This window comes from Roseomonas sp. E05, from assembly GCF_030063475.1.
Classification (GTDB): Bacteria; Pseudomonadota; Alphaproteobacteria; order Acetobacterales; family Acetobacteraceae; genus Pseudoroseomonas.
The window spans coordinates 32,714-57,710 of the sequence record NZ_JASIRT010000014.1; the positions used below are offsets into that span (position 1 = coordinate 32,714).

Annotated in this window: 22 protein-coding genes; 14 read left to right on the forward strand and 8 right to left on the reverse strand. The window is 71.7% G+C overall.

The window, feature by feature from the left end; genetic code table 11:
- Positions 1-42 precede the first annotated feature (42 nt).
- Positions 43-246 carry a DUF2892 domain-containing protein gene (locus tag QMO56_RS15160; RefSeq protein ID WP_283526954.1) on the forward strand — a complete coding sequence of 68 codons (204 nt, stop codon included), beginning with the start codon at positions 43-45 and terminating at the stop codon, positions 244-246.
- Positions 247-307: 61 nt separating this feature from the next.
- Here QMO56_RS15160 and QMO56_RS15165 read toward each other — a convergent pair whose 3' ends face one another.
- Positions 308-2,029, reverse strand: a complete 1,722-nt coding sequence (locus QMO56_RS15165) for a dihydroxy-acid dehydratase (protein ID WP_283526956.1) — start codon at positions 2,027-2,029, stop codon at positions 308-310.
- A gap of 36 nt (positions 2,030-2,065) precedes the next feature.
- Positions 2,066-2,737 (reverse strand): GntR family transcriptional regulator, encoded by a 672-nt coding sequence (locus QMO56_RS15170; RefSeq protein ID WP_283526958.1) that lies wholly within the window; start codon positions 2,735-2,737, stop codon positions 2,066-2,068.
- 153 nt (positions 2,738-2,890) lie between these two features.
- On the opposite strand from QMO56_RS15170, the gene QMO56_RS15175 reads away from it, so the two are divergent.
- From QMO56_RS15175 to QMO56_RS15185, 3 genes are all read left to right on the forward strand, one after another.
- Positions 2,891-3,949 carry a tripartite tricarboxylate transporter substrate binding protein gene (locus QMO56_RS15175; protein WP_283526960.1) on the forward strand — a complete coding sequence of 353 codons (1,059 nt, stop codon included), beginning with the start codon at positions 2,891-2,893 and terminating at the stop codon, positions 3,947-3,949.
- A 113-nt stretch (positions 3,950-4,062) separates the two neighbouring features.
- Complete coding sequence (locus tag QMO56_RS15180; RefSeq protein ID WP_283526962.1) at positions 4,063-5,493, forward strand: SidA/IucD/PvdA family monooxygenase; 1,431 nt, start codon at positions 4,063-4,065, stop codon at positions 5,491-5,493.
- Positions 5,494-5,497: 4 nt separating this feature from the next.
- The gene (locus QMO56_RS15185; RefSeq protein ID WP_283526964.1) at positions 5,498-5,932 is read left to right on the forward strand and encodes a hydroxyisourate hydrolase; all 435 of its coding nucleotides are present in this window, start codon (positions 5,498-5,500) and stop codon (positions 5,930-5,932) included.
- A gap of 10 nt (positions 5,933-5,942) precedes the next feature.
- Here QMO56_RS15185 and QMO56_RS15190 read toward each other — a convergent pair whose 3' ends face one another.
- From QMO56_RS15190 to QMO56_RS15210, 5 genes are all read right to left on the reverse strand, one after another.
- Positions 5,943-6,659, reverse strand: a complete 717-nt coding sequence (locus QMO56_RS15190; RefSeq protein WP_283526966.1) for an SOS response-associated peptidase — start codon at positions 6,657-6,659, stop codon at positions 5,943-5,945.
- Between the two features lie 359 nt (positions 6,660-7,018).
- Positions 7,019-8,608, reverse strand: a complete 1,590-nt coding sequence (locus tag QMO56_RS15195; protein ID WP_283526968.1) for an ABC transporter substrate-binding protein — start codon at positions 8,606-8,608, stop codon at positions 7,019-7,021.
- 78 nt (positions 8,609-8,686) lie between these two features.
- Positions 8,687-10,000, reverse strand: a complete 1,314-nt coding sequence (locus QMO56_RS15200) for a CapA family protein (protein ID WP_283526970.1) — start codon at positions 9,998-10,000, stop codon at positions 8,687-8,689.
- Positions 10,001-10,034: 34 nt separating this feature from the next.
- The gene (locus tag QMO56_RS15205; protein ID WP_283526972.1) at positions 10,035-12,005 is read right to left on the reverse strand and encodes a PAS domain-containing protein; all 1,971 of its coding nucleotides are present in this window, start codon (positions 12,003-12,005) and stop codon (positions 10,035-10,037) included.
- Positions 12,006-12,288: 283 nt separating this feature from the next.
- Positions 12,289-13,461 (reverse strand): M20 aminoacylase family protein, encoded by a 1,173-nt coding sequence (locus QMO56_RS15210; RefSeq protein WP_283526973.1) that lies wholly within the window; start codon positions 13,459-13,461, stop codon positions 12,289-12,291.
- A 107-nt stretch (positions 13,462-13,568) separates the two neighbouring features.
- Here QMO56_RS15210 and QMO56_RS15215 point away from each other — a divergent pair, with 107 nt between their 5' ends.
- From QMO56_RS15215 to QMO56_RS15255, 9 genes are all read left to right on the forward strand, one after another.
- Complete coding sequence (locus QMO56_RS15215) at positions 13,569-14,267, forward strand: extensin family protein (protein ID WP_283526974.1); 699 nt, start codon at positions 13,569-13,571, stop codon at positions 14,265-14,267.
- A 217-nt stretch (positions 14,268-14,484) separates the two neighbouring features.
- The gene (locus QMO56_RS15220) at positions 14,485-15,600 is read left to right on the forward strand and encodes an AbrB family transcriptional regulator (RefSeq protein ID WP_283526975.1); all 1,116 of its coding nucleotides are present in this window, start codon (positions 14,485-14,487) and stop codon (positions 15,598-15,600) included.
- Positions 15,601-15,682: 82 nt separating this feature from the next.
- Positions 15,683-16,153: a 50S ribosomal protein L13 gene (gene rplM / locus QMO56_RS15225; protein WP_283526976.1), complete on the forward strand. Its 471-nt coding sequence runs from the start codon at positions 15,683-15,685 to the stop codon at positions 16,151-16,153.
- 5 nt (positions 16,154-16,158) lie between these two features.
- Complete coding sequence (rpsI, locus tag QMO56_RS15230) at positions 16,159-16,656, forward strand: 30S ribosomal protein S9 (protein WP_283526977.1); 498 nt, start codon at positions 16,159-16,161, stop codon at positions 16,654-16,656.
- Positions 16,657-16,774: 118 nt separating this feature from the next.
- Complete coding sequence (argC, locus tag QMO56_RS15235; protein ID WP_283526978.1) at positions 16,775-17,731, forward strand: N-acetyl-gamma-glutamyl-phosphate reductase; 957 nt, start codon at positions 16,775-16,777, stop codon at positions 17,729-17,731.
- Between the two features lie 101 nt (positions 17,732-17,832).
- On the forward strand, positions 17,833-18,357 hold the full coding sequence (locus tag QMO56_RS15240) for a gamma carbonic anhydrase family protein (protein ID WP_283526979.1): 525 nt from the start codon (positions 17,833-17,835) through the stop codon (positions 18,355-18,357).
- Positions 18,358-18,362: 5 nt separating this feature from the next.
- A complete protein-coding gene (locus QMO56_RS15245; protein WP_283526980.1) occupies positions 18,363-18,917 on the forward strand; it encodes a hypothetical protein in 555 nt (184 codons plus the stop codon).
- Between the two features lie 195 nt (positions 18,918-19,112).
- Positions 19,113-19,706, forward strand: coding sequence for a hypothetical protein (locus QMO56_RS15250; protein WP_283526981.1), 594 nt, complete (start codon positions 19,113-19,115; stop codon positions 19,704-19,706).
- A 111-nt stretch (positions 19,707-19,817) separates the two neighbouring features.
- Positions 19,818-21,407: an ABC transporter substrate-binding protein gene (locus QMO56_RS15255; protein WP_283526982.1), complete on the forward strand. Its 1,590-nt coding sequence runs from the start codon at positions 19,818-19,820 to the stop codon at positions 21,405-21,407.
- A gap of 60 nt (positions 21,408-21,467) precedes the next feature.
- Here QMO56_RS15255 and pdxY read toward each other — a convergent pair whose 3' ends face one another.
- Complete coding sequence (gene pdxY / locus QMO56_RS15260) at positions 21,468-22,328, reverse strand: pyridoxal kinase PdxY (protein ID WP_283526983.1); 861 nt, start codon at positions 22,326-22,328, stop codon at positions 21,468-21,470.
- Between the two features lie 576 nt (positions 22,329-22,904).
- On the opposite strand from pdxY, the gene QMO56_RS15265 reads away from it, so the two are divergent.
- Positions 22,905-24,965 (forward strand): hypothetical protein, encoded by a 2,061-nt coding sequence (locus tag QMO56_RS15265; RefSeq protein WP_283526984.1) that lies wholly within the window; start codon positions 22,905-22,907, stop codon positions 24,963-24,965.
- The last annotated feature ends 32 nt before the right edge of the window (positions 24,966-24,997 follow it).

The window sequence follows — 24,997 nt, forward strand, 5'->3', positions numbered from 1 at the left end:
CAGCGGCACCATCGCCGCGCATATCAGCAGCGGAGGCGGGGAATGACCATCGAGAGGACCATCCTTCTGGTTGTCGGCCTGGTCGTGCTGGGGAGCGTGCTGCTGGCGGTGTACCACGACATCCGCTGGCTCTGGCTCACCGGCCTGATGGGTGCCCATCTGGTGCAGGCCTCCTTCACCGGCCTTTGCCCGGTGGTGGCGCTCCTGCGGCGCAGCGGGCTTCCTTCGAAGGCCGGCTTCGCCTGAAAGGGCCGCCGGACCTGAGGGGATGGAGCCGGAGGAAGCGCTTCCTCCGGCCGCTCGCCGCTCAGTCCCGCTGCGGCTCGGCGCGCAGGAAGTCGAGGTCGCAGCCCTCGTCGGCCTGCAGCACCTGGTCCTTGTAGAGCCGGGCGTAGCCGCGCTTCGGCCGGGCAGGGCCGGCATCGCCCATCTCGGTGCGGCGGCGCGCCAGCTCGGCCTCCTCCACCAGCAGGTCGATGCGGCGGTTCTTCACCGAGAGGCGGATGCGGTCGCCGTTGCGCACCAGCCCGAGCGGCCCGCCCGAGGCGGCATCCGGCGAGACGTGCAGCACGATGGTGCCATAGGCCGTGCCGGACATCCGGGCATCGGAGATGCGCACCATGTCCTTCACCCCCGCCCGCGCCAGCTTGCCGGGAATCGGCAGGTAGCCGGCCTCCGGCATGCCGGAGGGCGAGAGCGGGCCGGCATTCTGCAGCACCAGGAAGTCATCCGCCGTGACGTCGAGGTCCGGGCTGTCGATGCGCGCCGCGAGATCCTCCAGCGAGGTGAAGACGACGGCGCGGGCCTCCTTCTCGAAGAGCTTCGGGTCGGCGGCGGCGCGCTTGAGGATGGCGCCGCGCGGCGCCAGCGAGCCGAACAGCGCGACGAGGCCGCCCTCGGGCTGCAGCGGCTCCTCCAGCTTGCGGACGACGCTGTGGTCCACATAGCCCGGCTCGGCGGCCAGGCGCTCGCCCAGCGTCTCGCCGGAGACGGTCATGACGTCGAGATGCAGCAGCGGCTTCAGCTCGCGCAGCACCGCGCCGATGCCGCCCGCCACGTGCAGGTCCTCCATGTAGAAGGGGCCGGTCGGCTTCAGGTCCACCAGCACGGGGGTGGTGTCGGAAAGTTCGTTCAGGCGGTTGAGGTCCACCGTGATGCCGGCGCGGCCGGCGATGGCGGTCAGGTGGATGATGGCGTTGGTCGAGCCGCCGATCGCCAGCAGCACGCGCAGCGCGTTCTCCACCGACTTCTCGGTGATGATCTGGTCCGGCCGCAGCTTCTTCGTCGCCAGCATCATGGCGGCGGCGCCGGAGGCCTCGGCGGCGCGGATGCGGTCGGCATGCACGGCGGGGATGGCGGCGGTGCCCGGCAGCATCATGCCGAGCGCCTCGGCCAGCGAGGCCATGGTGCTGGCGGTGCCCATCACCGCGCAGGTGCCGGCCGTGGTGGCCAGGTTGCCCTCGACCTCCTCGATGGTCTCGGCGTCGATCTCGCCGGCGCGGAACTTGGCCCAGAAGCGGCGGCAATCCGTGCAGGCGCCGAGCCGCTCGCCGCGCCAGCGGCCGGTCATCATCGGGCCGGTGACCACCTGGATGGCCGGCACATTGGCCGAGACGGCGCCCATCAGCTGCGCCGGCACCGTCTTGTCGCAGCCGCCGACCAGCACCACCGCGTCCATCGGCTGGCCGCGCACCATTTCCTCGGTGTCCATGGCCATGAGGTTGCGGAAGAACAGGCTGGTCGGGTTCAGGAAGACCTCGCCGAGCGAGATGGTGGGGAATTCCAGCGGCAGGCCGCCCGCCGCCAGCACGCCGCGCTTCACCGCGGCGACCAGCTCCGGCACCAGGCGGTGGCAGTTGTTGAACTCGGAATAGGTGGCGGCGATGCCCACCACGGGCTTCTTCAGCAGGTTGCCGGAGAGGCCCATGGAGCGTGCCATGGAAAGCCGGAGATAGCGCGCGAAATCCATGTCGCCGTAGTTGGTGAGGCCGCGGGTGAGGCCGTGCGGCTCAGGCGTGGTGTCGGTCATGGCAGGGGGTTCCTCCGGGGCAGGGGTGTGGCGGGCTCAGGCGAGAAAGCGGCCCTGGGCGCGCAGATAGGCTTCCTTCGAGGGCAGCAGGTGCTCGCCGCAAAGGCGGACCAGCGCCGCGCGGTCGCCGCCTTCCAGCGCGGCGAGCATGGCATGATGCTCCGCGCGCGCCTGGGCGAGGCGCTGCGGCTCGGTGAGGGAGGCGAAGCGGATGCCATGCGCCCGCAGCGCCAGGTCCTCGATGACGCCGGCCAGGAAGACGTTGCCGCAGCCGGCGAAGAGCGCGCGGTGGAAGGCGATGTTGGCGCGGAAGGCGGCGCGCGGATCGCCGGCTTCCACGGCGGCGTCATGGCGCGCCTGCACCTTCCGCAGGGCGCCCAGCGCTGCCGGAGCGAGGGGCAGCGGAATCTGCTGCGCCGCCTGCGTCTCCAGCAGCACGCGGAGCGCGTAGAGCTGCTCCACCTCGGCCAGGCTGTAGGCCTTCACCAGGGCGCCGCGATTCGGGATGCGCTCGATGAGACCCATGCGCTCCAGCTCGGCCAGCGCCTGCCGGACCGTGTGGCGCGTGGCGCCGAAGCGGGCGGTCAGTTCCTCCTCGATCAGCCGTTCGCGCGGATGAAGGCGGCCGAAGACCACGTCCTCCTCCAGCGCCGCGACGATGGCAGGCAGCAGCGCGGCGGGCGGGTCGGTACGGGCGGGTTCGGCCATGCCTCCGATCCTGTGGTTGCGGGCGGGGCGCCATCGCGCGGCCCTGGGATGCGCGGCAGAATAGGCCAGCATCGCATTGTCGACAATCTTGTTGACTAATCCGAGGCAGCCGGGGACATTGCTGATCGGCAATCTAATCAACGGAAACGTCCCATGCCCCGCATTCCCAACGGTCCCGCCCTGCCGCAGGGCGGCGGCGCCGCTTCGCCGCGCGCCGTCGGCCTCGGCCGCCGAGCCTTCGCCGGCCTGGGCTTGGCCGGCGCCGCGCTGGCCCTGGGTGCCCGGCCGGCTGCCGCCGCGACCTTCCCGGACCGGGCCATCTCCGTCATCGTCCCCTTCGCGCCGGGCGGCGCCACGGACCTCGCCGGCCGCCTGATGGCCGACCGCATGGGGCCGCATCTCGGCGGCGACGGGCGCGCGGTGGTGGAGAACAAGCCCGGCGCCGGCAGCGCGCTGGGCGCCGAATATGTCCGCCGCGCCAGGCCGGATGGCTACACGCTGCTGGTCGGCTCGGCCTCCACCCTGGCGGTTGCGCCGGCGGCGCAGCCCAAGGTCGCGCCCTACAACCCGGCGGAGGACTTCACCCCCATCGCCATCATCGGCACCAGCGCCATGGGGCTGGTGGTGCCGGCGGCCTCGGGCATCCGCAGCGTGCCCGAGCTGATCGCCAGGCTGAAGAAGGGGCAGGGGGCGGATGGCTATGCCAGCTCCGGCGTCGGCGGCGTCTCGCACCTGGCCTCGGCGCTGTTCTGCAGCATGGCCGAGGCGCCGGCGAACCACATTCCCTATCGCGGCGGCAGCTCGGTGGCGGAGGCGCTGATCAAGCAGGAGGTGGCCTTCGCCATCGACCAGATCGCCTCGATCGTCGGCCAGATCCGGGACGGCGCGCTGACCCTGCTCGCCGTCACCACCAGCACGCGCGACCCGAACTTCCCGGAGGTGCCGACCCTCTCCGAGGCCGGCGTGAAGGGCTACGAGCTCTCCACCTGGACCGCCATGGTCGCCCCCAAGGGCATTCCGCCCGAGGTGGCGGAGGCGCTGAACCGTGCCGCCAACGCGGCGCTGCAGGAACCGGCGGTGCGCGAGCGGCTCTCCACCAGCGGCACCGACCCGAGCAGCGGCAGCACCCTGGAGTCCACCCGGACCTTCCTGACGGAGCAGTTCGCGCATTTCCAGAAGGTGGTGGACCGGACCGGCCTGCGGATCGACTGAGCGGCGGCAGGCGGAGGCCGCGCTTGCGGCGGCGGTCCGGCGCGCGGCATTCTGCGGGGCGGTTGTGCGAAGCAGCATGACCGCCCTTCCTCCGCCTGGGAGCAGACCCCGCCATGGCCACCGCCCTTGCCGAACTGGAGAACGAGGTCCGGCGGCAACTCGCCCTGCTGGACTATCCGGCGCATCCCTGGGTGCCGCCGCGGGGGGAGGGCGTGCTGGACGTCGCCATCCTCGGCGCCGGGCAGACGGGGCTGGCCACCGCCTTCGGCCTGCGCCGGCAGAAGGTGGACAACGTCGCGATCTTCGACCGCGCGCCGCCCGGCGGCACCGGCGTCTGGACCACCTTCGCCCGGATGCGCACGCTGCGCACGCCGAAGCACGTCACCGGCCCCGATCTCGGCGTGCCGGCGCTGACGCCGCGCGCCTTCTTCACCGCGCGGGACGGTGCCGAGGCCTGGGAGCGCCTGCACAAGATCGGCCGCGAGGACTGGCAGCGCTATCTCGACTGGTATGCCGGCGTGCTTGGCCTGCCGGTGCGGCACGCGCACGAGTTGCTGGGCATCGGGCAGGAGGCGGCGGGCGGGCTGCTGGAGCTGCGCTTCGCCACGCCCTCCGGCGAGACGATGGTGCGCGCCCGCAAGCTGGTGCTGGCCACCGGCATGGACGGCTCCGGCGCCTGGCTGCTGCCGCCCCCTTTCGACACCCTGCCGGAAGGGCGCGTGCTGCACACCGCGCAGGCGATCGACTTCGCCACCCTCGCCGGCAAGCGGCTGATCGTGGTGGGGGCCGGCGCCTCGGCCTTCGACAATCTCGCGGTGGCGCTGGAGGCCGGCGCCGCCGGGGCCACCATGCTGGTGCGGCGGCGGCGGATGCCGCGCGTCAATCCGTTCCGCTGGATGGAGCAGGCCGGCTATCTCGGCCAGCACCACGCGCTGCCCGATCTGCTGAAATGGCGCTTCACCCGGCACATCTTCGAGCTGAACCAGCCGCCGCCGCAGGAAAGCTGGGACCGCGTGGCGGATGACCCACGCTTCCGCCTCGTCATGGGGGCGCCGATCGAGGATGCGCGCATGGTGGGCGAGGAGGTCGAGATCGCCACGCCGCGCGGTGCCTTCCGCGCCGATGCGGTGATCCTCGGCACCGGCTTCACCTTCGACCTCGGGCTGCGGCCGGAGCTGGCGCCCTTCGCGCCGCAGATCCGCCTCTGGCGCGACGCCTTCACCCCGCCCGCCGGCGAGGAGAGCGCGCTCTGCGGCGCCTCGCCCTACCTCTCGGACGATTTCGCCTTCCAGGAGAAGGCGCCCGGCGCCGCGCCCGCCCTGCGCCACATCCACTGCATGACCTATGCGGCCACCTTGTCCATGGGCCTCTCGGGGGCCAGTATCAGCGGCATGAAGCATGGCGTCCCGCGGCTGGTGGACGGGCTCTGCCGGGCCCTCTGGCGCGAGGATGCGGAAGCCCATCTGGCCGCGCTGCGGGCCTATGACGTGGCGGAACTGACCTCCACCATTCCGCAGGAACTGCTGGCCGACGCTGCGGAGTGACAGGATGAAGCCGGGCGCGCTGACCACCCATGTGCTGAACACCGCCGAAGGCTGCCCCGCCGAAGGGGTGGCGGTGGAACTGTGGCGCATGGCGCCGCAGCCGGAGCTGGTTGCCCAGGCCGTGACCAATGCCGATGGCCGCACCGACGCGCCGCTGCTGGACGCCGCCCGCTTCCGGCCGGGCCGCTATGAGCTTCGCTTCGCCATCGGCGACTATTTCGCCGCGCGCGGACTGACCGTGCAGGTCGCCCCGCCCGAGCCGGCCGCCGAGCTGCGGCTGCTCGATCCGCTGCCCGAGCCGCGCAGCGTCGAGCCGCCGCCCGCCGGGCGCTTCCTCGACGTGGTGACGCTGAATGTCGGGCTGGCCGAGGGGCAGGGGCACTACCACGTGCCGCTGCTCTGCTCGCCCTGGTCCTACAGCACCTATCGCGGCTCCTGAGCGCCGGGCCTCAATAGACCGGGGGGTCGTCCAGCTCGGGCGGCGGGTTGGCGGCGGGGTCGCGGGCGAGCAGCCCGGCATCGTTCTCCGCCACCTTGCCGACGCGCGCCGCCACCGGCCAGGAGGCCAACCAGTCCGGGGGGCAGGGGCGCAGCAGGGCGAGCAGCGCCTCCGGCCCGGCGGGCTCCTCGCCCAGCCAGGCCGGCCAGTCCTCCCGGCCGAGGATCACCGGCATGCGGTGGTGCACCAGCGCCTGCTTGGCGTTCGCCTCGCCGGTGATGATGCTGTAGGTGCGCAGCCAGGTGCCGTCCGGCTGCTTCCAGCCTTCCCAGAGCCCGGCCAGCGCCATCGGCTCACCATTCGCCAGGGCGACGGCATAGGGCTGCTTCCGCGCGCCCTCCTGCCGCCACTCGTAGAAGCCGTCGGCGGGCACCAGGCAGCGGCGGCGGGCGAAAGCGTCGCGGAAGGAGGGCTTCTCCGCCACCCCTTCGGCCCGCGCGTTGATCAGCTTCGCGCCGCCCGAGGCATCCTTGGCCCAGCGTGGCACCAGCCCCCAGCGCAGCGCATCCAGATGGCGGGCGCCGCTCTCGGGGTGGCGGCGCACCACGAGCGCATCCTGCGTGGGCGCGACGTTCCAGGACGGCGGATGGTTCGGCAGCGGGTTCTCCGTCCCGAAACAGGCTGCCAGCCGCGCCGGATCACGCTGAAGGAAATAGCGCCCGCACATGCCCTTGCTTCCCGTGTTGCCCGGCAGGCCGCATGCCGCGACCGGTCCGTCAGTCTACCGTGCCGCCCGCTTGGCTGGCGAGGCGCGCCCCGCAGGGAAGTGCCGGCGGCTCCAGCCCATATGCGCAGGCTGCCCCGCCTTCCGGAGATAGAACGAGAGGCGCCAGATCGGACCGGTTCAGGAGGAACCAACCATGCCATTGTCACAGCCTTCCCTCGATGCGCTGGCCGCGCCGCTGGACGGGCTGCTGGGAAGACTGCACGTCTCCCTCGTCCTCGGCTTCACCGACGACGTGCTGCTCGGTTGAGCGCGTGGAGGCGGGCGGCGCGGACAAAGCGCGCCGCCCGCCGGCACACCGGTCAGGTGCGCTTCACGCCCCAGAAACAGGCCGAGCCCGTCGGGAAGTCCGTCAGATTGGCGCGGCTGGCCTGCAGCCGGCGATAGGAGCCGAGCGGGATATAGGGCACGTCCTGGAAGGCCTGGAGCTGGATCTCGCGCGCCGTCTTCTTCTGGGTCGCGAGGTCCTTGCCGGCGAACCACTCCTGGCGCAGTTCCTCCAGCTTCGGGCTGTCGGGCCAGCCGAACCAGGCCTTGGCCCCGTTGGCGCGCAGGCCGAGATGCCCGGCCGGGTCGAGCGTGGCGCTGAGCCCGGTGCAGAAGGCGCTCCAGCCGCCCTTGTCCAGCGGCTCGCGGTTGGAGCGGCGCTGGCTGATGGTGCCCCAGTCGCCGGTCTGGGTCTCCACATTCATGCCGAGCTGGCGCATGACATGGGCCGAGACCTCGGCCAGCGCGCGCAGGGTCGGGTAGTCCTCCGCCTGCAGCATCACGACCTTCTCGCCATTGTAGCCGGCGGCGGCGAGGTCGCGCTTGACCTTGTCGTAGTCGCGCGGGCCGGTCAGCGCCTCCATCCCCGCATCATTGGCCAGCGGCGATTCCGGGTTGAAGAAGCCGATGCCGGTCTTCCAGCCCTCCGGGTCGGTGCCGTAGCCCGCCTGCATCATCTCCTTCTGGTCGATGGCACCGAGCAGCGCGCGGCGGATGCCCGGGTTGTTGAAGGGCGGGTAGAGCTGGTTGAAGCGCAGGATCGTGTCGTAATAGTCGTCGCCGTAGCTGACCTTCACGTCGCGGCTGCGCTGCAGCATCGGGGCGATGTCGCTGCTGGTGCTCTCCACCCAGTCCACCTCGCCCGCCATCAGCGCGCCGGCGGCGGTCGCCTGGTCGGGGATGATGTTCCATTCGACGCGGTCGAAATGGGCGACCTTCGGGCCGGCGGTGCGGCTCGGCGTGCCATCCGGGCGCGGCACGTAGCCCTCGAAGCGGGCATAGGCCACGCGGGCGCCGGCGAGACGCTCATCGGCCAGGAAGCGATAGGGGCCGCTGCCCACCATCTCCGTCACCTGCGTGGTGGGCGAGGTCTTGGCCAGCCGCTCCGGCATGATGACCGGCAGGTTGGAGCCGACCTTGCCCAGCGCCATCGGCAGGGTGGGGAAGGGGCGCTTGAGCCGGAAGCGGATGGTGCGGTCGTCCGGCGCCGTGATCTCGTTGGCGACGCCGATCACCTCCTGCCCGTACATGTCGCGCGAGCCCCAGCGGCGGATGCTGGCCACCACGTCGCGCCCGCGCACCGGCTCGCCATCGTGGAACTTCAGGCCCTCGCGCAGGGTCATCACCCAGGTCAGGCCGTCATCCTCGATATTGTGCCCGGCGACCATCTGCGGGTGCGCCTCGTAGTTCGCATCCAGGCCGTAGAGGGTGTCGAACACCATCATGGCGTGGTTGCTGGTCACCGTCGCGGTGGTGAAGATCGGGTCGAGCACCGCGAGATCGGCCTGCGGCACGAAGCGCAGGATACGGGCGCCCTGGGCGCGGCCGAGCCGGGGCGCCGCCAGCAGGGCGGCGCCGGTGCCGAGCAGGGCGCGGCGGGAGAAGGCGGAGAGGGCTGCGGGCATGCCGTATCCTTCCTGGGGTTCGATGATGAAACCGTCTGGCTTTCCCTGCGCGCAGCTTCGTGATGACGGAGGGCTGCGTCAACCCGCCGAAAGGTCCACCCGCGCGATGCCGTCCCCGACCGTCATTTGCGTGCCGAAAGCAGCGGAAAGCCCGGCGAAGCGGCCCAGGATGCGTGCGGCCTCCTCGCCTTCCGCCGGGCGCGGGCGGCCGCGCAGATGCGCCTTCTCGCCAAGCCCGAGACTGACGGGATGAATCTCCAGCGCCGTCAGGCGGCCCTCCTCGAAGGTGCAGAAGGGCACGACCGTCTCCCAGAAGCGGGGGTCGGAGGGGAAGCCCTTGGTGTCGTCGGAGGTGCGCTGGCGATAGACGGCCGCCGGCGTCATCTCCGGGTCGGCCCGGAAGCGGGCGTAGGAGTCGGCGGGGATGCGCGGCACCAGCTCGTTCTGCCCGATGAAGTTGCCGAGGCTGTAGAAGATCGGCCTGCCCTTGTAGATCTCCATGCCGCGCAGCAGGTGCGGGCCGTGGCCCACCACCAGGTCGGCGCCCTCGTCGATCATGCGGCGGGCGAAGGCGGGGATGAACTCCGCCGGCAGGTCCTTGTCCGCCCCCTGCTCATGCGCGTGCAGGCTGAGCAGCACGATGTCGCTCGCCAGCCGCGCCTCGCGCACCCAGCGGGCGATGTCCTCCACGTCCTTCTCCCGCGCCCTGGTGCGCAGCGCGGTCTTCCCGGCGGCACGGAAGTTCATCTTGCCGAGCGGCAGCACGCCTTCCTCGGGCGGGAAGCCGAAGCCGAGCTTGAGGATCTGCCGCCGCTGCCGTTCCAGGCCGAGCTGCTCGGCGATCTCACGCAGCACGGCGAGCTGCGCCTCCGTCACCTCGTGCAGGGTCTCGACATGCACCGGGTTGAGGCCGGGGCGGCCCTGCATGTCCGGCCGCTGCACGCCGGCCTCGTTGCCGGCATTGAAAGTCGAGCAGCAGGAGAGCAGCGCGACGGTGCCCTGGGGGTGCGTCAGATAGGCCGGACGGCGCGCATCCTCCAGGTTGCGGCCGATGCCGGCATAACAGAGGCCGCGCGCCTCCAGCGCGTCGATCGTGTGCAGCAGGCCGGAGATGCTGTAGTCCAGGCAGTGGTTGGTGGCGGCGGCGAAGAGATCGAAGCCCGCCTCGCGCAGCTCGTCCAGCACCCAGGAGTACGCGCCGAAATGCGACCCGCCGCTTTCCAGCGCCGGATCGCCGCGGAAGTCGTTCGCCAGCACCTCAAGGTTCGTGAAAGCCAGGTCGGCCCCGCGGATGCGGTCGAACAGCGGTCGCAGCACGGGGTCGGTGCGGCTGAGCAGCCGGCGCTGGAGGATGCTGTCGCCGGTGAGGGCGAGGCGGAGCGAACGACTCATGCGGTGATATCCCCGGATGCCAGGTCCGGGGGCACTATGCGGGCGAAGCCTGATCCTGTCTCGTGGAGCCTTGCGGCCGGGCCGGGCCGGCTTCCGCCGCAACGGAGGGCTGAGCGAAATAGAGCGTGACGGTGGTGCCGTGTCCGGATTGGCTGGCGATCTGGATGCCGCCGCCCACCTGCCTCACCATGCCGGCGACCATGCTCAACCCGAGGCCGGTGCCCTTTCCCTCCTCCTTCGTCGTGAAGAAGGGCTCCAGCACGTGGGCCAGCACCTCCGGTGGCATGCCGTCGCCGTCATCCGTCACCTCCACGGCGGCATAGTCGCCAGGTGAGAGGCCGTTGGCCTGGCGGTCCGCGATCGTGACATTGCGTGTGGCGATGGTCAGCCTGCCGCCCTCGGGCATTGCATCGCGCGCGTTGATCGCGACGTTGAGAATGGCGAGTTCGACCTGGTTGCGGTTGGCGATGGCCGCCCGCAGATCCCCGGCGAGGCACAGCTCCACCTGCACGCTCCGGTCCAGCGCGTGGTCGAGCATGCCACGCATGTCTCTGAGCGCGGCATTGAGGTCGAGCGGCTCCGGCGCCACGGACTGCTGCCGTGAGAAGCTCAGCAACTGCTGCACCAGCGCCTGGCCCCGCTCCACGGTCCGCAGGCCCTCGGCGAGGAGCTGCTTCTCCGCCTCGGAGGCGGCATAGGGTTCCAGCATCGTGAAGCAGGCAAGGACATTGGCCAGCAGGTTGTTGAAGTCGTGGGCAACCCCGCTGGCCAGCTTGCCAAGGGCATCCGTTTTTTGCAGCTGATGGACGGCCTTCTCCATCTGCCGGCGATGCGTGATGTCGCGGGCCACGCCGAGAATGCCGGAGATGCGTCCGGCCTCGTCGCGCAGCGGCATGTAGTTGGCATCGTAGGTGACCAACCCGGCCGCCATTCGCCAGGTCGGCTCGTAGTGGAAGGGCTGCCCGGTTCGCAGAACCTGGCGCAGGCCCTCCATCATCGCCGCGCCTTTCTCCGGGCCGAGGACGTCTTCTGGCCCCCTGCCGCGGATCTCCTCCAGGCTGCAGCCGGCCGCCGCAAGGCCAGCCGGATTCACCGCCTCGTAGGTGAACCGGCCATTTTCCTCGTGGCGGAGATAGAACATGCAGTGCGGCGAGTTCTCGAAGAAGGTCTGGAAGCGCATCTCGCTGTGGAAGCGGCCCTCCGATGCGGCCTGCCGGCCGGCCTCCACCTCCAGCAGCTTTTCCTGCCGCTCCGTCACGTCGATGTTGATGCCGATCACCCGGATGGGCGCGCCCTGCTCGTCGCGCAACACCTGGCCCTTGCAGTGAATCCAGCGGATTCGGGCGGGCGCCTCGGGATCGTCCGGGTCCGGGCGCAGGATCCGGAACATGGACTCCAGCGGTGCCACGCCGGCAATGGCCGAGGTCGCCACCGCCTGCGCCGCGTCGCGATCGTCGGAGTGGATGGCGTTGAGCCAGCGCGCGAAGAGCGACGCAGCAGGCGCGGATGGCGCGACACCGAAGAGCTTGTACAGGTTCGCGCACCAGGTCACCTCCTGCGTACGGAGGTCCCAGTCCCAGGTGCCGATGCAGGCCGACTCCTTCAGCAGCCGCAGGTAGGTTTCGGTATCCTGCGCCTGGGCTCGTGCCGCGGTTCGCTGCCGTGCGGCATGGATGAGGTGACGGAGCAGGGCCGGCGTCAGTTCCGTCCGCGCCAGGCGGAGCTTTTCCGCGGGAGCGGGCGGGGACTGGGGGGCGGCCTCCGTGAGCAGGATGGTGGCGGCGGCATCGGGCGCGGCATCGGCGCTGCGGAGGCGGCCCAGGACCGTGCCCGCCACCGTCTCGTCGACGAAGGTGACAGCATGCGCCCTGCGGGCAAGGAGACGCGCCCCTTCGGAAGGCTCCTCCACCCAGTCCAGCGCGGCTGCGCTGAGCCCGCAAGCCGCCAGAAGGCGGCCAAGGAGATCGCGGTCATCAATCAAGCCGCTAATGAGCAGGAATCGCATGCCGACTCCACGACCTGTCAGAACGGAGCGCAAGGCACCACATCACCCGCCCGGCGCCTAGAGACTGTTGCGGATCCTACCTTACCGCGTTGATTCGCTGCGTTTTCTCCGCCAGCACGCTTCAGGAAAGTACAATAGAATCAGGATTCTATGAGTGATCCATGACAGTCTCTAGCAGATCGGATTCACAAATTCTTGAAAATGCCGCGTCTGGCCGCATGCGTCGAAGGCTGCGGCATCCGGCCGCCGCGCGGCTGAGCGCGGCGCCTTGCAACACCCGCGCTCAGCCGCGCGGCAGCAGCTGCTCCGCCAGGGTCGCGAAGAAGCTGGCGCCCACCGGCAGGATGGCGTCGTTGAAATCGTAGCGGGGGTGGTGCACCTGCGGGTCCCCCTCGCCGCGGCCGCCGCCGAGCATCAGATAGGCGCCCGGCTTCTCGTTCAGCATGAAGGCGAAGTCCTCGCCGCCCATGGTGGGCTTCGGCATCTCGTTGACGCGGTTCTCGCCGACCACGGCGCTCGCCGCACGGGTGGCGAGGCCGGTGGACTCCGCCTCGTTCACCGTCGCCGGGTACATGCGGGTGAACTTCACCGCGGCGCTGGCGCCGAAGGCTGCGGCGATGCCGGTGGCCAGCTCCGTCACCTTCTTCTCCAGCAGGTCGCCCACCTCGGGCTTGAACCAGCGCGCGGTGCCGTGCAGCCGCACGCTCTCCGGGATGACGTTGAAGGCCTGCCCGCCCTGGATGCTGCCGATGGTGATGACGCCCGCCTCCACCGGCTCGATGTTGCGCGCCACGACCGACTGCAGCGCGGTGACGAGCTGCGCCGCGATCACCACCGGGTCATTCCCCTGGTGCGGCATGGCGCCATGCGCGCCCTTGCCGGTGATGGTGATGTCGATATCCGCCACCGCCGCCATCACCGGGCCGACGCGCCAGACGAACTCGCCCGCCGGCACGCCCGGCCAGTTGTGGATGCCGAAGACGCGGTCCACCGGGAAGCGCTCGAACAGGCCTTCCTTCACCATCACCTCGGCGCCGCCGCCGCTCTCCTCGGCCGGCTGGAAGATGACATAGACCGTGCCGGCGAAGTTGCGCGTCTCCGCCAGGTACTTGGCGGCGCCGAGCAGCATGGTGGTATGCCCGTCATGCCCGCAGGCATGCATCTTGCCGGCCACGGTGGAGGCGTAGGGGACGCCGCTCTCCTCGTGGATCGGCAGCGCATCCATGTCGGCGCGCAGGCCGATCGCCCCGCCCGGCGCGCTGCCGCGGATGACGCCGACCACGCCGGTCTTCGCCATGCCCGTGATCACCTCGTCCACGCCGAAGGCCCGCAGCTTCTCGGCCACGATGCCGCTGGTGCGCACCTCCTCGAAGGCCAGCTCGGGGTGGCGGTGGAAGTCCTGCCGCCAGGCGGTCATCTCGTCATGGAAGTCGGCGATGCGGTTCAGCACGGGCATGGCGTCGGGTCCTGGAAGCCTGGGAGTCCGCGCAGCTTCGCGGCAGGCGCCGGCATCGGCAAGGGGGGAGGGTTCCGCCCGGGGCGGGGGAAGGCCATCTCAAGGGCATGTTCCTTCGCGCCCTGGTCTCCTCGCTGCTGCTGGTGCCCCTGACCCTCGTGGGGCTTTACGTCACCGGCATCTGGCGGCCCCCGCCGCCCTGGGACCCGCTCGCGCCGCTCGACTTCCGCGACCCGCCCACGCCGGTGACGCGCTGGAAGCTGGCCCGCATGGAATGGCAGCCGGAATCCTGCTTCGCCGCTTTCGCCGCTTCGGGCATGACCGTCGCGCGGCTGCCCGACCGGCCCTCCGAGCTGGGCTGCCCGCTGGAGGACACGGTCCGGCTGACCGGGGAGGGCGCCAGCCTCGCGCCCGCCGGCCCGGTGGTGACCTGCCCGGTGGCGGCGGCCTGGGCGCTGTTCGAGCACCACGCCCTGCAACCGGCGGCGGAGCGGCATTTCGGCAGCCGCGTGACGCGGGTGCACCATCTCGGCACCTATGCCTGCCGCAACGTCTATGGCCGGGCGGAGGGGCGGCGCAGCGAGCACGCGACGGCCAATGCCCTCGACATCGCCGGCTTCACCCTGGGCAAGGGGCAGGAGATCCGGGTGGTGCGCGACTGGGGCGAGGGCGAGGCGGGCGCCTTCCTGCGCGAGGTGCGGGACGGCGCCTGCCGCTTCTTCCGCGCCGTGCTGGGGCCGGACTACAACGCCGCGCATCGCGACCACTTCCACCTCGATCGCGGGCCGTGGCCGCGCTGCAGCTGACTGCGCCGCCGGATTGACCCGGGCGCGGCAATCCACAAGAACCGGAGCAGAGGGGGAGGACGCTGACCGCGCATGCCATGGCCGCCCGTGCCATGCTGCGCCGCATCGCGGGCCGCGCGGGTCCGCAGGACCTGTGCCAATGCCGATTTCCGCCTGCCGCCCTCCCGCTTCCTGGCCGCCGGGCGCCTCGCAGCCCGGCGGGGGAGGGTGAGCCGCGATGTTGCGGAGAATCCTGCAGGGCCGGCCGCCCACTCTCGCGACCCTGCCGATGGCGGTGCGCTGGGCGGTGCTGCTCGGCCTCTCCGTCCTCCTGGTGGCGGTGCTGGAGCTGTTCGGCCTGCCGGCGGCGCTGCTGCTGGGCGCCATGGCGGCGGGCATCCTGGTGGCGGTGATGGAGGGCGCGCTGCGCGTCGGGTCCTTGCCCTTCGCCCTCGCCCAGGGGGTGATCGGCTGCATGATCGCCCGCAGCATCAAGCCCGAGATCCTGGGCGAGCTGCTGGTGGACTGGCCGGTCTTCCTGGCCGGCGTCGCCTCGGTGCTGGCGGCGAGCAGCCTGCTCGGCTGGCTGCTGGCGCGCCGGCAGGTGCTGCCCGGCACCACCGCCATCTGGGGCTCCTCGCCCGGCGCCGCCGCGGCGATGATGCTGATGGCCGAGGCGCACGGCGCCGACGTCCGGCTGGTCGCCTTCATGCTCTATCTCCGCGTGGTGCTGGTGGCGACGGTGGCCTCGGTGGTGGCGCGGGTCTGGGTGGGCGTGCCGGAAGGGGCGGTGCAGAGCGCGCCCTGGTTCCCGCCGGTGGACTGGCTGGCGCTCGGCGCCACGCTGCTGGTCGGTCCCGGCAGCGCCTGGCTGGCGCGCCGGCTGCGCATCCCCGCCGGCGCGATGCTGGTGCCGCTCTTCCTCGCCGCCCTGCTGCAGGGCTTCGGGCTGATGACCATCGAGCTGCCGCCCTGGGTGCTGGCGGCCAGCTACGCCACGGTGGGCTGGAGCATCGGCCTGCGCTTCACCCGGCCGATCCTGGCCCATGCGGCGCGCGCGCTGCCGCGCGTGCTCGCCTCCAACCTGGTGCTGATCGCCGTCTGCGGCGTCTTCGCGGCGCTGCTCAGCCTGGTGCTGGGGATCGACCCGCTCACCGCCTACCTCGCCACCAGCCCGGGCGGGGCGGATTCGGTGGCCATCATCGCCGCCTCCAGCGAGGTGGACATCGCCTTCATCATGGCCATGCAGATGGCGCGTTTCCTGATCGTGCTGCTCATCGGGCCGGCCATTGCGCGCTTCTTCGCGCGCCGTTTGCCCCCGTCATCTGCGGCCCAAACGGCTGAGGTATCATGATACCACAGTATTTTCCCTTGACCCGGAGCGCCCTGGCGACGATAAGACGGCCACCCGATACCAGGACTTTACGAAGCGCATCATGCTGACCACGCAGACCCGCTCGCTGAAGCCGGCGGAGGTCAAGAAGGGCTGGGTGCTGATCGATGCGGACGGGCTCGTGCTCGGCCGCCTCGCTGCTCTCGTCGCCACTCGCCTCCGCGGCAAGCACAAGCCGCAATTCACCCCGCATGTCGATTGCGGTGACCATGTCGTCATCATCAACGCCGACAAGGTGAAGGTGACCGGCAACAAGGCCGAGCAGTCGGTCTTCTACTGGCACACCGGCTATCCCGGCGGCATCAAGGGCCGCACGGTGCGCGAGCGCCTGGAGGGCCGCTTCCCCGAGCGCGTCGTCGAGAAGGCGGTCGAGCGCATGATCACGCGCGGCCCGCTCGGCCGCCGTCAGATGAAGAACCTGCACGTCTATGCCGGGGCCGAGCACCCGCATGCCGGCGCGCAGCCCGAGACGCTGGACGTCGCCGCCCTGAACCGCAAGAACAAGGTGGCCTGAAGACCATGAGCGAGCAGACCACCGCCAATTCCCTGGCCGACCTGAAGACCCTGGTCGCCGGCACCCCGGCCGCCGGCGAGGCCGCCGCCGCGCCGCGCGAGCCGAAGCGGGACCAGTTCGGCCGCGCCTATGCCACCGGCCGCCGCAAGGACGCCGTCGCCCGCGTGTGGGTGAAGCCGGGCAAGGGCACTGTCGAGATCAACGGCAAGGCGGCCTCGAAGTATTTCGCCCGCCCCGTGCTGCGCATGCTGATCGCGCAGCCCTTCCTGGTGGCCGACCGCTACCAGCAGTTCGACGTGTACTGCACGGTGGCCGGCGGCGGCCTCTCCGGCCAGGCCGGCGCGGTGCGCCACGGCATCAGCCGCGCGCTGACCAACTTCGAGCCGGAGCTGCGCGGCATCCTGAAGAAGGCCGGCTTCCTGACGCGCGACCCCCGCGTCGTCGAGCGCAAGAAGTACGGCAAGGCGAAGGCCCGACGTTCCTTCCAGTTCAGCAAGCGCTGACGCTGGCGGGCCGGCGTCCGCGCCGGCCCTCAAGGGCTGTTCATCGGAAAGGGCGGGTCCGCAGGGACCCGCCCTTTCTGCTTTCCTGCTATCCCTACCGACCCTCAAGGAGAGCCAGATGGCCAAGGGTGCAGTTCCCGCGATCTTCATCGACGGCGAGGCCGGAACCACCGGCTTAGGCATCCGCCAGCGCCTGGAGGCCCTGCCGGGCATCGCGCTGCGCTCCATCGACCCGGAGCGGCGCAAGGACCCCGAGGCCAAGCGCGCGCTGATGGCGGAGGTGGACCTCGTCGTGCTCTGCCTGCCCGACGCCGCCGCGAAGGAGAGCGCGGCCATGGCCATGGCGCTTGGCGCCGACGCTCCCAAGCTGCTGGACGCCTCCACCGCGCACCGGGTGGACCCGGACTGGGTCTATGGCGTGCCCGAGCTGGCGCCGGACCAGGCGGCGAAGATCGCCGCGGCCCCCCGCGTGGCCAATCCGGGCTGCTACCCGACCGGCGGCATCGCCCTGCTGCGCCCGCTGGTGGCCGCCGGGCTGATCCCGGCCGACTATCCCGTCACGGTGAACGCCGTCTCCGGCTATTCCGGCGGCGGCAAGGCGATGATCGAGGCCTATGACGCCCACACGGCGCCCAACTTCGAGCTCTATGGCCTCGGCCTGGAGCACAAGCACCTGCCGGAACTGCAGCTCTATTCCGGGCTGACGCGGCGGCCGATCTTCGTCCCCAGCGTCGGCAATTTCCGCCAGGGAATGCTGGTCTCCATCCCGCTGCACCTCGACACCCTGCCGGGCAAGCCCAGCCCCGCCGACCTGGAGGCGGCGCTCGCCGCCTATTACGAGGGCTCGGAATGGGTGAAGGTCGTGTCCGCGCCGGAGAACGGCAAGCTGGAGCCGGAGGCGCTGAACGACACCAATCTGCTGGAGCTGCGGGTCTTCGGGAACCCGAAGCGGCAGCAGGCGGTTCTGGTGGCGCGGCTGGACAATCTCGGCAAGGGCGCCTCCGGCGCGGCGGTGCAGAACATCGGGCTGATGCTCGGGCTGGCGTCGGCTGCGGCGAAGGCGCAGGCTGCCTGAGGAGCGGCGGGGCAGGGCATCCTGCCCCCCGCGACCGCCTGGAGAAGCAACCGGACGGGGCGCCTGCGCGCCCCGTTTCGCTGGGAGGAAGCCGAACCACGATGAGCCCGCTCTACCCCTTCGAAGGCCGCCTGCCGGCCATTGATCCAACCGCCTTCGTGGCCCCCAGCGCGGCCGTCATCGGCGATGTCGAGCTCGGTGCCGATGCCAGCGTCTGGTACCATTGCGTTCTGCGCGGCGACACCAACTTCATCCGCGTCGGGCCTCGCAGCAACATCCAGGACGGCACCATCGTGCACGTGAATGCCGGCCGCGAGCCCGCCATCATCGGCGCCGACGTCACCATCGGCCATGCCTGCATCATCCATGCCTGCACGCTGAAGGACCGCGCCTTCGTCGGCATGGGCGCCACGGTGCTGGACGGCGCGGTGATCGAGGAAGGCGGCATGCTCGGCGCCGGCGGCCTGCTCGCCCCGGGCAAGGTGATCGGCCCGAACGAGCTCTGGCTCGGCTCGCCCGCACGGAAGGTGCGGGTGATGGATGCCGAGGAACGGATGCGGTGGGACCGGACAGCGGCCCACTATGTCGAGCTTGCCAAGCGGCACCGAACCTCGCTGGCGGAGTAGGGTGGATGCGGCGCGGTGCAATTTTCGCGGGACTGTTCCTGGCGCTGGCCGGCTGCGCCACGCCGGTGCCGCCCCTCAGGCTGCCGGCGGCGGCGGTCGGCCAGGCGCAGGATCCGCTGGAGGCGGCCTTGCGTGGCGCAGCGGCCGCTTTCGCCTCGCCGGGCAGCCTGCGCGGCCAGCCCGCGCGGGCCGCACTCGCCGTCGCGCAGCTGGAATTCCTCGCCGTGGAGATCCCCGCCGGGCGCAGCTCGCGCGAGTTCGGTTCGCTTGCCGCCCCTGGCCTGCAGGCGGCACGCTATGAGGTGCGCGGCACGCTCGGAATCCCCTCCGACGCGCCGCCCCAGGCGGTGATCAACGCGCTCACTGCCGCCGCCGCGGCCCCTGGCGCGGAGGCCGCGGCGGCGCAACTCCCGCCCGCCCTGTTCCCGGCCGGCGGTGCCGAGACCTGGCGCCGGCTCGCCACCTTGCCGCGCCTTCCCCAGGCCAATGCGGCCACCCAGAGGGCACTGCGCCAATGGGAGTTCGGCCCGCCGCAGGAGCTGATCGACCTGGGCGTCTGAGGGCGCGGCGGGCGCTGGCGGCAGGCCCGGCGGCGCCCTGGCGCGCGCCGCCAGCCGGTTTCTTCTGCGCTGCGCCAGGCTGCCGGTGGAAGCCGGCCGCAGCAGCCGGGCCGGGAACCCGCCATGGCGGGGCGCCGCCTTTTGCGTGCCGGCCGGACTGGGTCATCCTGCCGGCCAACTTCGCCGGAGCCCGCCATGCGCCGATTCGCCTTTTCCCTCCTGCCTCTGCTGCTTGCCACCGCAGCACTTCCGGGCTGCGCGGAGATGCGTACGCCGCGCCCCGTCTTCGACGTGCCGCTGGACCTGATGCCCGACGCCACCGATCCGGTGCGGAGCGCCGTGGACATGGCCGCGGCCGATTTCGCCGACCAGGGCGCGGCCCTTGCCGGCCGCCCCGTGCGCACCGCGCGCGCCGCCGCGCGGCTGGAGTTCCTGACCGAGATCCTTGCCACCGATCCACGCTATGCCGCGCTGCCGCCGGGAATGATCCTGGCCCTGCGCGGCGCTGCCGGGGAGGTCCGCCGGGCGATCGGCCTGTCCGAGACCACGCCGCCGGAGCAGGCCGTCACGCTCCTCGCCGGCGCCGCGCGGGCGCTGGAGGCCGGGCGCCGCCCGCCGCTGCCCGAGGCGGTCTTCCCGGCCGGCCCCGAAATCACGCTGCGTCGGCTGAACGAGCCGGGGCCGCTGCCCGAGGCCGCCATCGCCACGGGCCGGCTGCAGGAGACGGTCGCGGCGCTGGACACGGCCGCGGGGTGGAGCATGAATCCCGGCACGGTGCCCGCCCGGTAAGCAGAGAATGGGGCGCCCCGGGAAGCGGGGCGCCTGCTCGGCTCTTCTGCGCGTGAGCAGGATGTGCAGAATGCGCGCCTTCACGTTGAACCAAAAAGCTGGGAGAAGACCATGCAACGACGCAGTTTCCTGGCGGGAACGGCAGGGCTGGCCGCCGCGGCCCATCTCGCCCGCCCTGCGCTGGCCCAGGGCGACGGCCAGCGGGTCCTGCGCTTCATCCCGCAGGCGGATGTCAGCATCCTCGATCCGCTGAACACCACCGCCTACCCCACGCGCAACCACGGCCACATGTGCTGGGACACGCTCTACGGCATCGATGCCGATTCCCGCCCGCATCCGCAGCTCGCCGAGGGGCATGTGGTGGAGGACGACGGCAAGCGCTGGACCTTCACCCTGCGCGAGGGCCCGACCTTCCACGACGGCGAGAAGATCCGCGCGCAGGATGCGGTCGCCTCGATCAAGCGCTGGATGCTGCGCGACACGCACGGCCAGACGCTCGCCAGCCGGCTGGACGAGATCCGCGTGCTCGACGACCGCCGCTTCGAGATGCGCCTGAACAAGCCCTTCGGCCCGATGCTCGACGCACTGGCCAAGGCCTCCTCCTATCCGTGCTTCGTCTATCCCGAGCGCTTCGCCAACCAGGACCCCGCCCGCGGCTTCACCGAGGTGGTGGGTTCCGGCCCCTACCGCTTCGTGGCGGATGAGCGGATCTCGGGCAGCCAGCTCGTCTACCGGAAGTTCGAGAAGTACATGCCGGCCGGCGGCCCGGTCAGCCTGATCGCCGGGCCGAAGATCGCGAATTTCGAGCGGATGGAGTGGAAGATCATCCCCGATCCCGCCACCGCCGCCGCGGCGCTGCAGTCGGGTGAGGTGGACTGGTGGGAGCAGGTGGCGCCCGACCTGCGCCCGCTGCTGAAGGGAACCCGCAACATCACCGTGGACCGGCTCGACCAGGGCGGCACGGTGGCCATGCTGCGGCCGAACCACCTGAACCCGCCCTTCGACAACCCGGCCATCCGCCGCGCCCTGCTGCCGGCGATCCGGCAGGCGGATTTCATGACCGCCATCATGGGCGACAACCGCGACCTCTGGCGCGACGGCATCGGCTGCTTCCCCGAGGGCAGTCCGCTGGCCTCCGACGCGGGAATGGAGGCGCTGACCTCGCCGCGCGACCTTGAGGCTGCGAAGCGGGCGCTCAAGGAGGCGGGCTACAAGGGCGAGAAGATCGTCATGCTCCACCCGACGGATGTGGTGAACAACAACAACCTCACCGCCGTCGCCACCGACATGCTGCAGAAGACCGGCATGAACGTGGAGAGCGTCACCTCGGACTGGGGCACGGTGCTGCAGCGCCGCGCCAACAAGAACCCGGTGGACCAGGGCGGCTGGAGCGCGCTGATCGTGCTGTTCGGCGGCATGGACCTGGCCAACCCGGGCGGCCATCCGCTGCTGCGCGCCAATGGCAAGGATGCCTGGTTCGGCTGGCCCACGGCGCCGAAGCTGGAGGAGCTGCGCACCGCCTGGTTCGACGCGCCGGACCTCGACGCGCAGAAGCGCATCGGGCGGCAGATCCAGGAGCAGTTCTTCCTCGATCTGCCCTTCTATCCGCTCGGCCAGTATCTCATCGACAGCGCCTGGCGCAGCAATCTCGTCGGCCAGCGCAAGGGCATGACGCTGCCGATCAACGTGAAGCGCGCCTGAGGCGGCGCGAGGCCGGGGAAGGGCGCTTCCCCCGGCCTCGCCCCTGCGTCCGGCGGGCGCTCAGCAGGCTTCCGGCAGGAAGACCCGGCTGGGCGCCACGAACTCCTCCTGCGCCGCGACCGTCAGGATCTCGCGCGAGGCGGCCTCCGAGGTGCGGCGCAGCAGGCCGTAGATGGAGGAGGCGGCCGCCCCCAGCGCCGCGCCGGCCTGCCCGGTCTTCAGCCGGTGGAACAGGAACAGCGCGGCGATGGCATCGCCCGCGCCGTTCACCGAAAGGGGCAGCATCGGCGTGCGGATGCGGTGGAAGCTGCCGCCCTCGGCCGCCAGCATCTCGATCTGGTCCTCCGGCGTCTCGGCCACGCGCAGCGAGGTGACCAGAACGCAGCGCGGCCCGCCCGGCGCCATCGTGGCCTGCACCATCACCGCCGCCGCCTTGGCCTCCTCCAGCGTGGTCACGGGGCGGCCGGTGAGCCATTCCAGCTCGAACTGGTTCGGCGTGATGATGTCGGCCGCCGGCACCGCGCGGTCGCGCATGAATTCCGGGATGCCGGGACGGACGAAGATGCCGCGCCCGACATCGCCGATCACCGGATCGCAGCAGTAGAGCGCGCCGTGCCGCGCGGCCTTCACCCGCGCAGCGGCGCCCAGGATCGCCTCGCCGATGGCGGCATCGCCCATGTAGCCGGAGAGCACGGCGTCGCAGCGGGGCAGGGCGCCGCGATCCTCGATGCCCTGCACCAGGTCCTGCACCAGCTCGGCCCCGAAGACCTGGCCGCGCCAGGTGCCATAGCCCGTGTGATTGGAGAACTGCACGGTGTTCACCGCCCAGACCTCGGCGCCCAGCCGCTGCAGCGGGAACATGGCCGAGGCATTGCCGACATGACCGTAGGCGACCCAGGACTGGATGGAGAGGATGTTCATGCGGACTCCGCTGGCTGCCAGGAGCGCGGAGACTAGGCCAGCGCGGCGCCGGGCGAAATCGCCCGGGGCTCGCCGGCTCCCAATTCCGTGATGCGCGGGATCTCGTTGAACCACCGAAAGATGTTGTGGCTTTCTGTGTGCAACCCTACCGTAATGAAAAGCCACAGGCCGGGAGAAAAGGTGGCATGCGGAATGACTTGCGGATGTGAAGGCGCTACTACAGAACGCCTCGTTCGGCCCTGTAGAGAATTCGGCTGTTCTTATGGGGGTGGCCCTCGTCTGCACACCTCTGTAGATGCGCTCCGCCTTCCCGGGAGAGATCAGCCCGGCAAACACGGAACGGCCTCCTGTGGTCGCTTTCGGCTGAAGGCCTCCCGCCTGCCCCCGGTCCAGCGCCTCGGGGGAGGCCGCCGAGCGCCGGCCCTGCGCCGTGCCGGCCTGCCTTCCGGCCCTGTCGCAAAGCCATCGCGGCTGCCCGGACGTGCAACGCCCCTTTCCCGCCCCCGCCCCCGCCCCTTTCAGGGCCGGTGACGGGACGAACCGGACGGTAGCCCGATTATGAGCTTTTCGCCTCGCATGCCCCCGCAGCATGGCCGCCCGGAAGGGGATGGAACCATCCGCCCCGATGATGCCGCACCGCCGGTCTCCCCGGCGCGCCCGCACTGGGCGAAACCGCTTCTCATCGGCAGCCTGGCCTCGCTGACTGCCATGGGCTGGGCAGGCTTCATCTATTTACCGGTCCTGCTGGGGGATACTGCCGGCGTGCCGGCCCCGCAGGGGCTTGCCGCGCCGGCGGGGCCGCGGGCAGAGCCTTCGGCACCCGGCGCGATGGCCGCCCAAGCCGCCAGCGCGCCGGAGGAGACAAAGCCGAACAAGGTCGAAGCCCTTCAGGCCGAGATCGCCGAGCTTCTCGCACAGGCCGACCGGATCGACACCGTGCTGACGCGGCTCCAGGCCGCTGCCGAGCCGCCGGCGGAGCAGGCCGGGGAGGAAGGCAGCCCCTCCCTGGCCGAGGCGGAGGATCTCCTGCTCCAGGCCTCCTCGCTCGCCGCCGGAATTCCGCCGCCTCCGCCGCCGGGTCCCGAGGCCGCGCCAGATCTTTCTCCGCCCCCGCCAGCCGTCGCGCCCGGAGCGGAGCGCCTCCCCTTGCGGCTTGCCCTGGTCCACATGCCCGAGGCTGTGCCTCCCCAAGAGCGCATCAGCAGCGACGGCGCCGTGTTGCTGGGCGTGGTTGCCGAGCCGCTTCCTCCGGTCACCGGCATCGTGCTCGCGGAGCAGCCGGCCTCGGCCCCTCCGCCCGAGGCGCCGCTGGCGGTCATGGAAGCGCAGGCGCCCATTCCGGCCCCTGATGCCGCAGCCTCGCCGGCCGAGCCACAGGGCGGGCAGGAGCAGGGGGCGCCGGACGCGGCCTCCGGCGCCCCTGCAGCGGAATCCGGCCCGCCGGCCCGGCCGGAGAGCCCGGCTGATGTCACCGCAGTGCAGGACGCCGCAGCGCAGGATGAGGCGCCCGCTCCAGGTCCGCCAGTCACGGCCGAAGCATCCGCCGCTACGGCGTCCCCTGATCCGAAGACGCCGCCGGCCGCCACGGCGGAAGCGGGCGGCGACCGCGCGGGCACGGCTGAAGCGCCGGCGGCCAAGGCGGCCGCCCGGGACGATGCCGCAGCCGCGCCTCCTGTGGCGCTGCGCCCCGCGCCGCCCGCATCGGGGCGGAACACCCAGATGCCCGTGGCGGTGCCGGAGCCCGCGCCCGCCCCGCCGGAGAAGGCCGAGCCGCCGCTCTCACGCGCGGCGCTGGCGGCGCTCCTGCGGCGCGCCGAGGAAAAGCTCGCCCTGGGCGACCTGGCCGCCGCCCGGGCGCTTTACCGGGAGGCGGCACAGGGCGGCAGCAGCCGGGCCGCGGCGGCGCTGGGCCGCACCTACGAGGAAGACTTCCTGCGCGGCATCGGGGCGACGGGCGTTGAGGCCGACTCCCTGCTTGCCGCGATCTGGGCGCGCCGGGCGGAGGTGCTGGCCGCATCGGAGCCGCAGCCATCCGCCGCTCCGCCAGCGCCGGGCGGCGCAGCACCGCCGCAAGCCGCTGCCGCACCGCCGGGTCAGCCGGCCTCCTCCGAGCCGGCCACGCCGGCGCGGCCGCAAGCCGAGGCCGCGCCGCCGCCCCAACCCGCGCCTTCCGAGGCAGCCCCCGCCGCGCCGCCGCAATCCGCGGCCGCCTCGCCACGGCAGCCGGCGCCTCCCGAGCCGGCCGCATCCTCGCGCCCGCAGGTGGCGGTGGCTCCGCCAGGCGCCGAATCGCCCGCGCCCGCGGAGCCACCCGCCGCCAGGGGCCAGGCCGCTCAGCCGCGCTCCGCCCCCGCGGTCGCGCCGGAGGAGCTGGAAGCGGTGATCCGCCGCGCGGACGCAATGCTCGCCCTGCGCGACATTTCCGCCGCCCGGCTGCTCTACGCCTATGCGGCCGAGGCCGGCAGCGGCCGCGCCGCCGCGGCCCTGGGCCGCACCTATGACCCGGGCTTCCTGGAAGGGATCGGCGCGCGGGGCATCCGCCCCGACCCCGCCCAGGCCGCGCACTGGTACCGGCGGGCAATCTCCCTCGGTGAGGCGCAGGCCGCCACTGCGCTCTCCCGGCTGGAGCGGCGCTGAGCGGCAAGGCATCGCATGGAGGAGGGGACAAG

Bases quoted from the DNA above. Each gene is read 5' to 3' on its own strand.
- QMO56_RS15165 (WP_283526956.1), bottom strand. From the start codon at position 2,029: ATGACCGACACCACGCCTGAGCCGCACGGCCTCACCCGCGGCCTCACC.
- QMO56_RS15210 (WP_283526973.1), bottom strand. From the start codon at position 13,461: ATGCCCGTGCTGAACCGCATCGCCGACTTCCATGACGAGATGACCGCC.
- QMO56_RS15190 (WP_283526966.1), bottom strand. From the start codon at position 6,659: ATGTGCGGGCGCTATTTCCTTCAGCGTGATCCGGCGCGGCTGGCAGCC.
- QMO56_RS15255 (WP_283526982.1), top strand. From the start codon at position 19,818: ATGCAACGACGCAGTTTCCTGGCGGGAACGGCAGGGCTGGCCGCCGCG.
- QMO56_RS15195 (WP_283526968.1), bottom strand. From the start codon at position 8,608: ATGCCCGCAGCCCTCTCCGCCTTCTCCCGCCGCGCCCTGCTCGGCACC.
- QMO56_RS15245 (WP_283526980.1), top strand. From the start codon at position 18,363: ATGCGGCGCGGTGCAATTTTCGCGGGACTGTTCCTGGCGCTGGCCGGC.
- QMO56_RS15220 (WP_283526975.1), top strand. From the start codon at position 14,485: ATGTTGCGGAGAATCCTGCAGGGCCGGCCGCCCACTCTCGCGACCCTG.
- QMO56_RS15160 (WP_283526954.1), top strand. From the start codon at position 43: ATGACCATCGAGAGGACCATCCTTCTGGTTGTCGGCCTGGTCGTGCTG.
- QMO56_RS15205 (WP_283526972.1), bottom strand. From the start codon at position 12,005: ATGCGATTCCTGCTCATTAGCGGCTTGATTGATGACCGCGATCTCCTT.
- rplM (WP_283526976.1), top strand. From the start codon at position 15,683: ATGCTGACCACGCAGACCCGCTCGCTGAAGCCGGCGGAGGTCAAGAAG.
- QMO56_RS15175 (WP_283526960.1), top strand. From the start codon at position 2,891: ATGCCCCGCATTCCCAACGGTCCCGCCCTGCCGCAGGGCGGCGGCGCC.
- QMO56_RS15200 (WP_283526970.1), bottom strand. From the start codon at position 10,000: ATGAGTCGTTCGCTCCGCCTCGCCCTCACCGGCGACAGCATCCTCCAG.
- QMO56_RS15170 (WP_283526958.1), bottom strand. From the start codon at position 2,737: ATGGCCGAACCCGCCCGTACCGACCCGCCCGCCGCGCTGCTGCCTGCC.
- QMO56_RS15265 (WP_283526984.1), top strand. From the start codon at position 22,905: ATGCCCCCGCAGCATGGCCGCCCGGAAGGGGATGGAACCATCCGCCCC.
- rpsI (WP_283526977.1), top strand. From the start codon at position 16,159: ATGAGCGAGCAGACCACCGCCAATTCCCTGGCCGACCTGAAGACCCTG.
- argC (WP_283526978.1), top strand. From the start codon at position 16,775: ATGGCCAAGGGTGCAGTTCCCGCGATCTTCATCGACGGCGAGGCCGGA.
- pdxY (WP_283526983.1), bottom strand. From the start codon at position 22,328: ATGAACATCCTCTCCATCCAGTCCTGGGTCGCCTACGGTCATGTCGGC.
- QMO56_RS15240 (WP_283526979.1), top strand. From the start codon at position 17,833: ATGAGCCCGCTCTACCCCTTCGAAGGCCGCCTGCCGGCCATTGATCCA.
- QMO56_RS15185 (WP_283526964.1), top strand. From the start codon at position 5,498: ATGAAGCCGGGCGCGCTGACCACCCATGTGCTGAACACCGCCGAAGGC.
- QMO56_RS15180 (WP_283526962.1), top strand. From the start codon at position 4,063: ATGGCCACCGCCCTTGCCGAACTGGAGAACGAGGTCCGGCGGCAACTC.
- QMO56_RS15215 (WP_283526974.1), top strand. From the start codon at position 13,569: ATGTTCCTTCGCGCCCTGGTCTCCTCGCTGCTGCTGGTGCCCCTGACC.
- QMO56_RS15250 (WP_283526981.1), top strand. From the start codon at position 19,113: ATGCGCCGATTCGCCTTTTCCCTCCTGCCTCTGCTGCTTGCCACCGCA.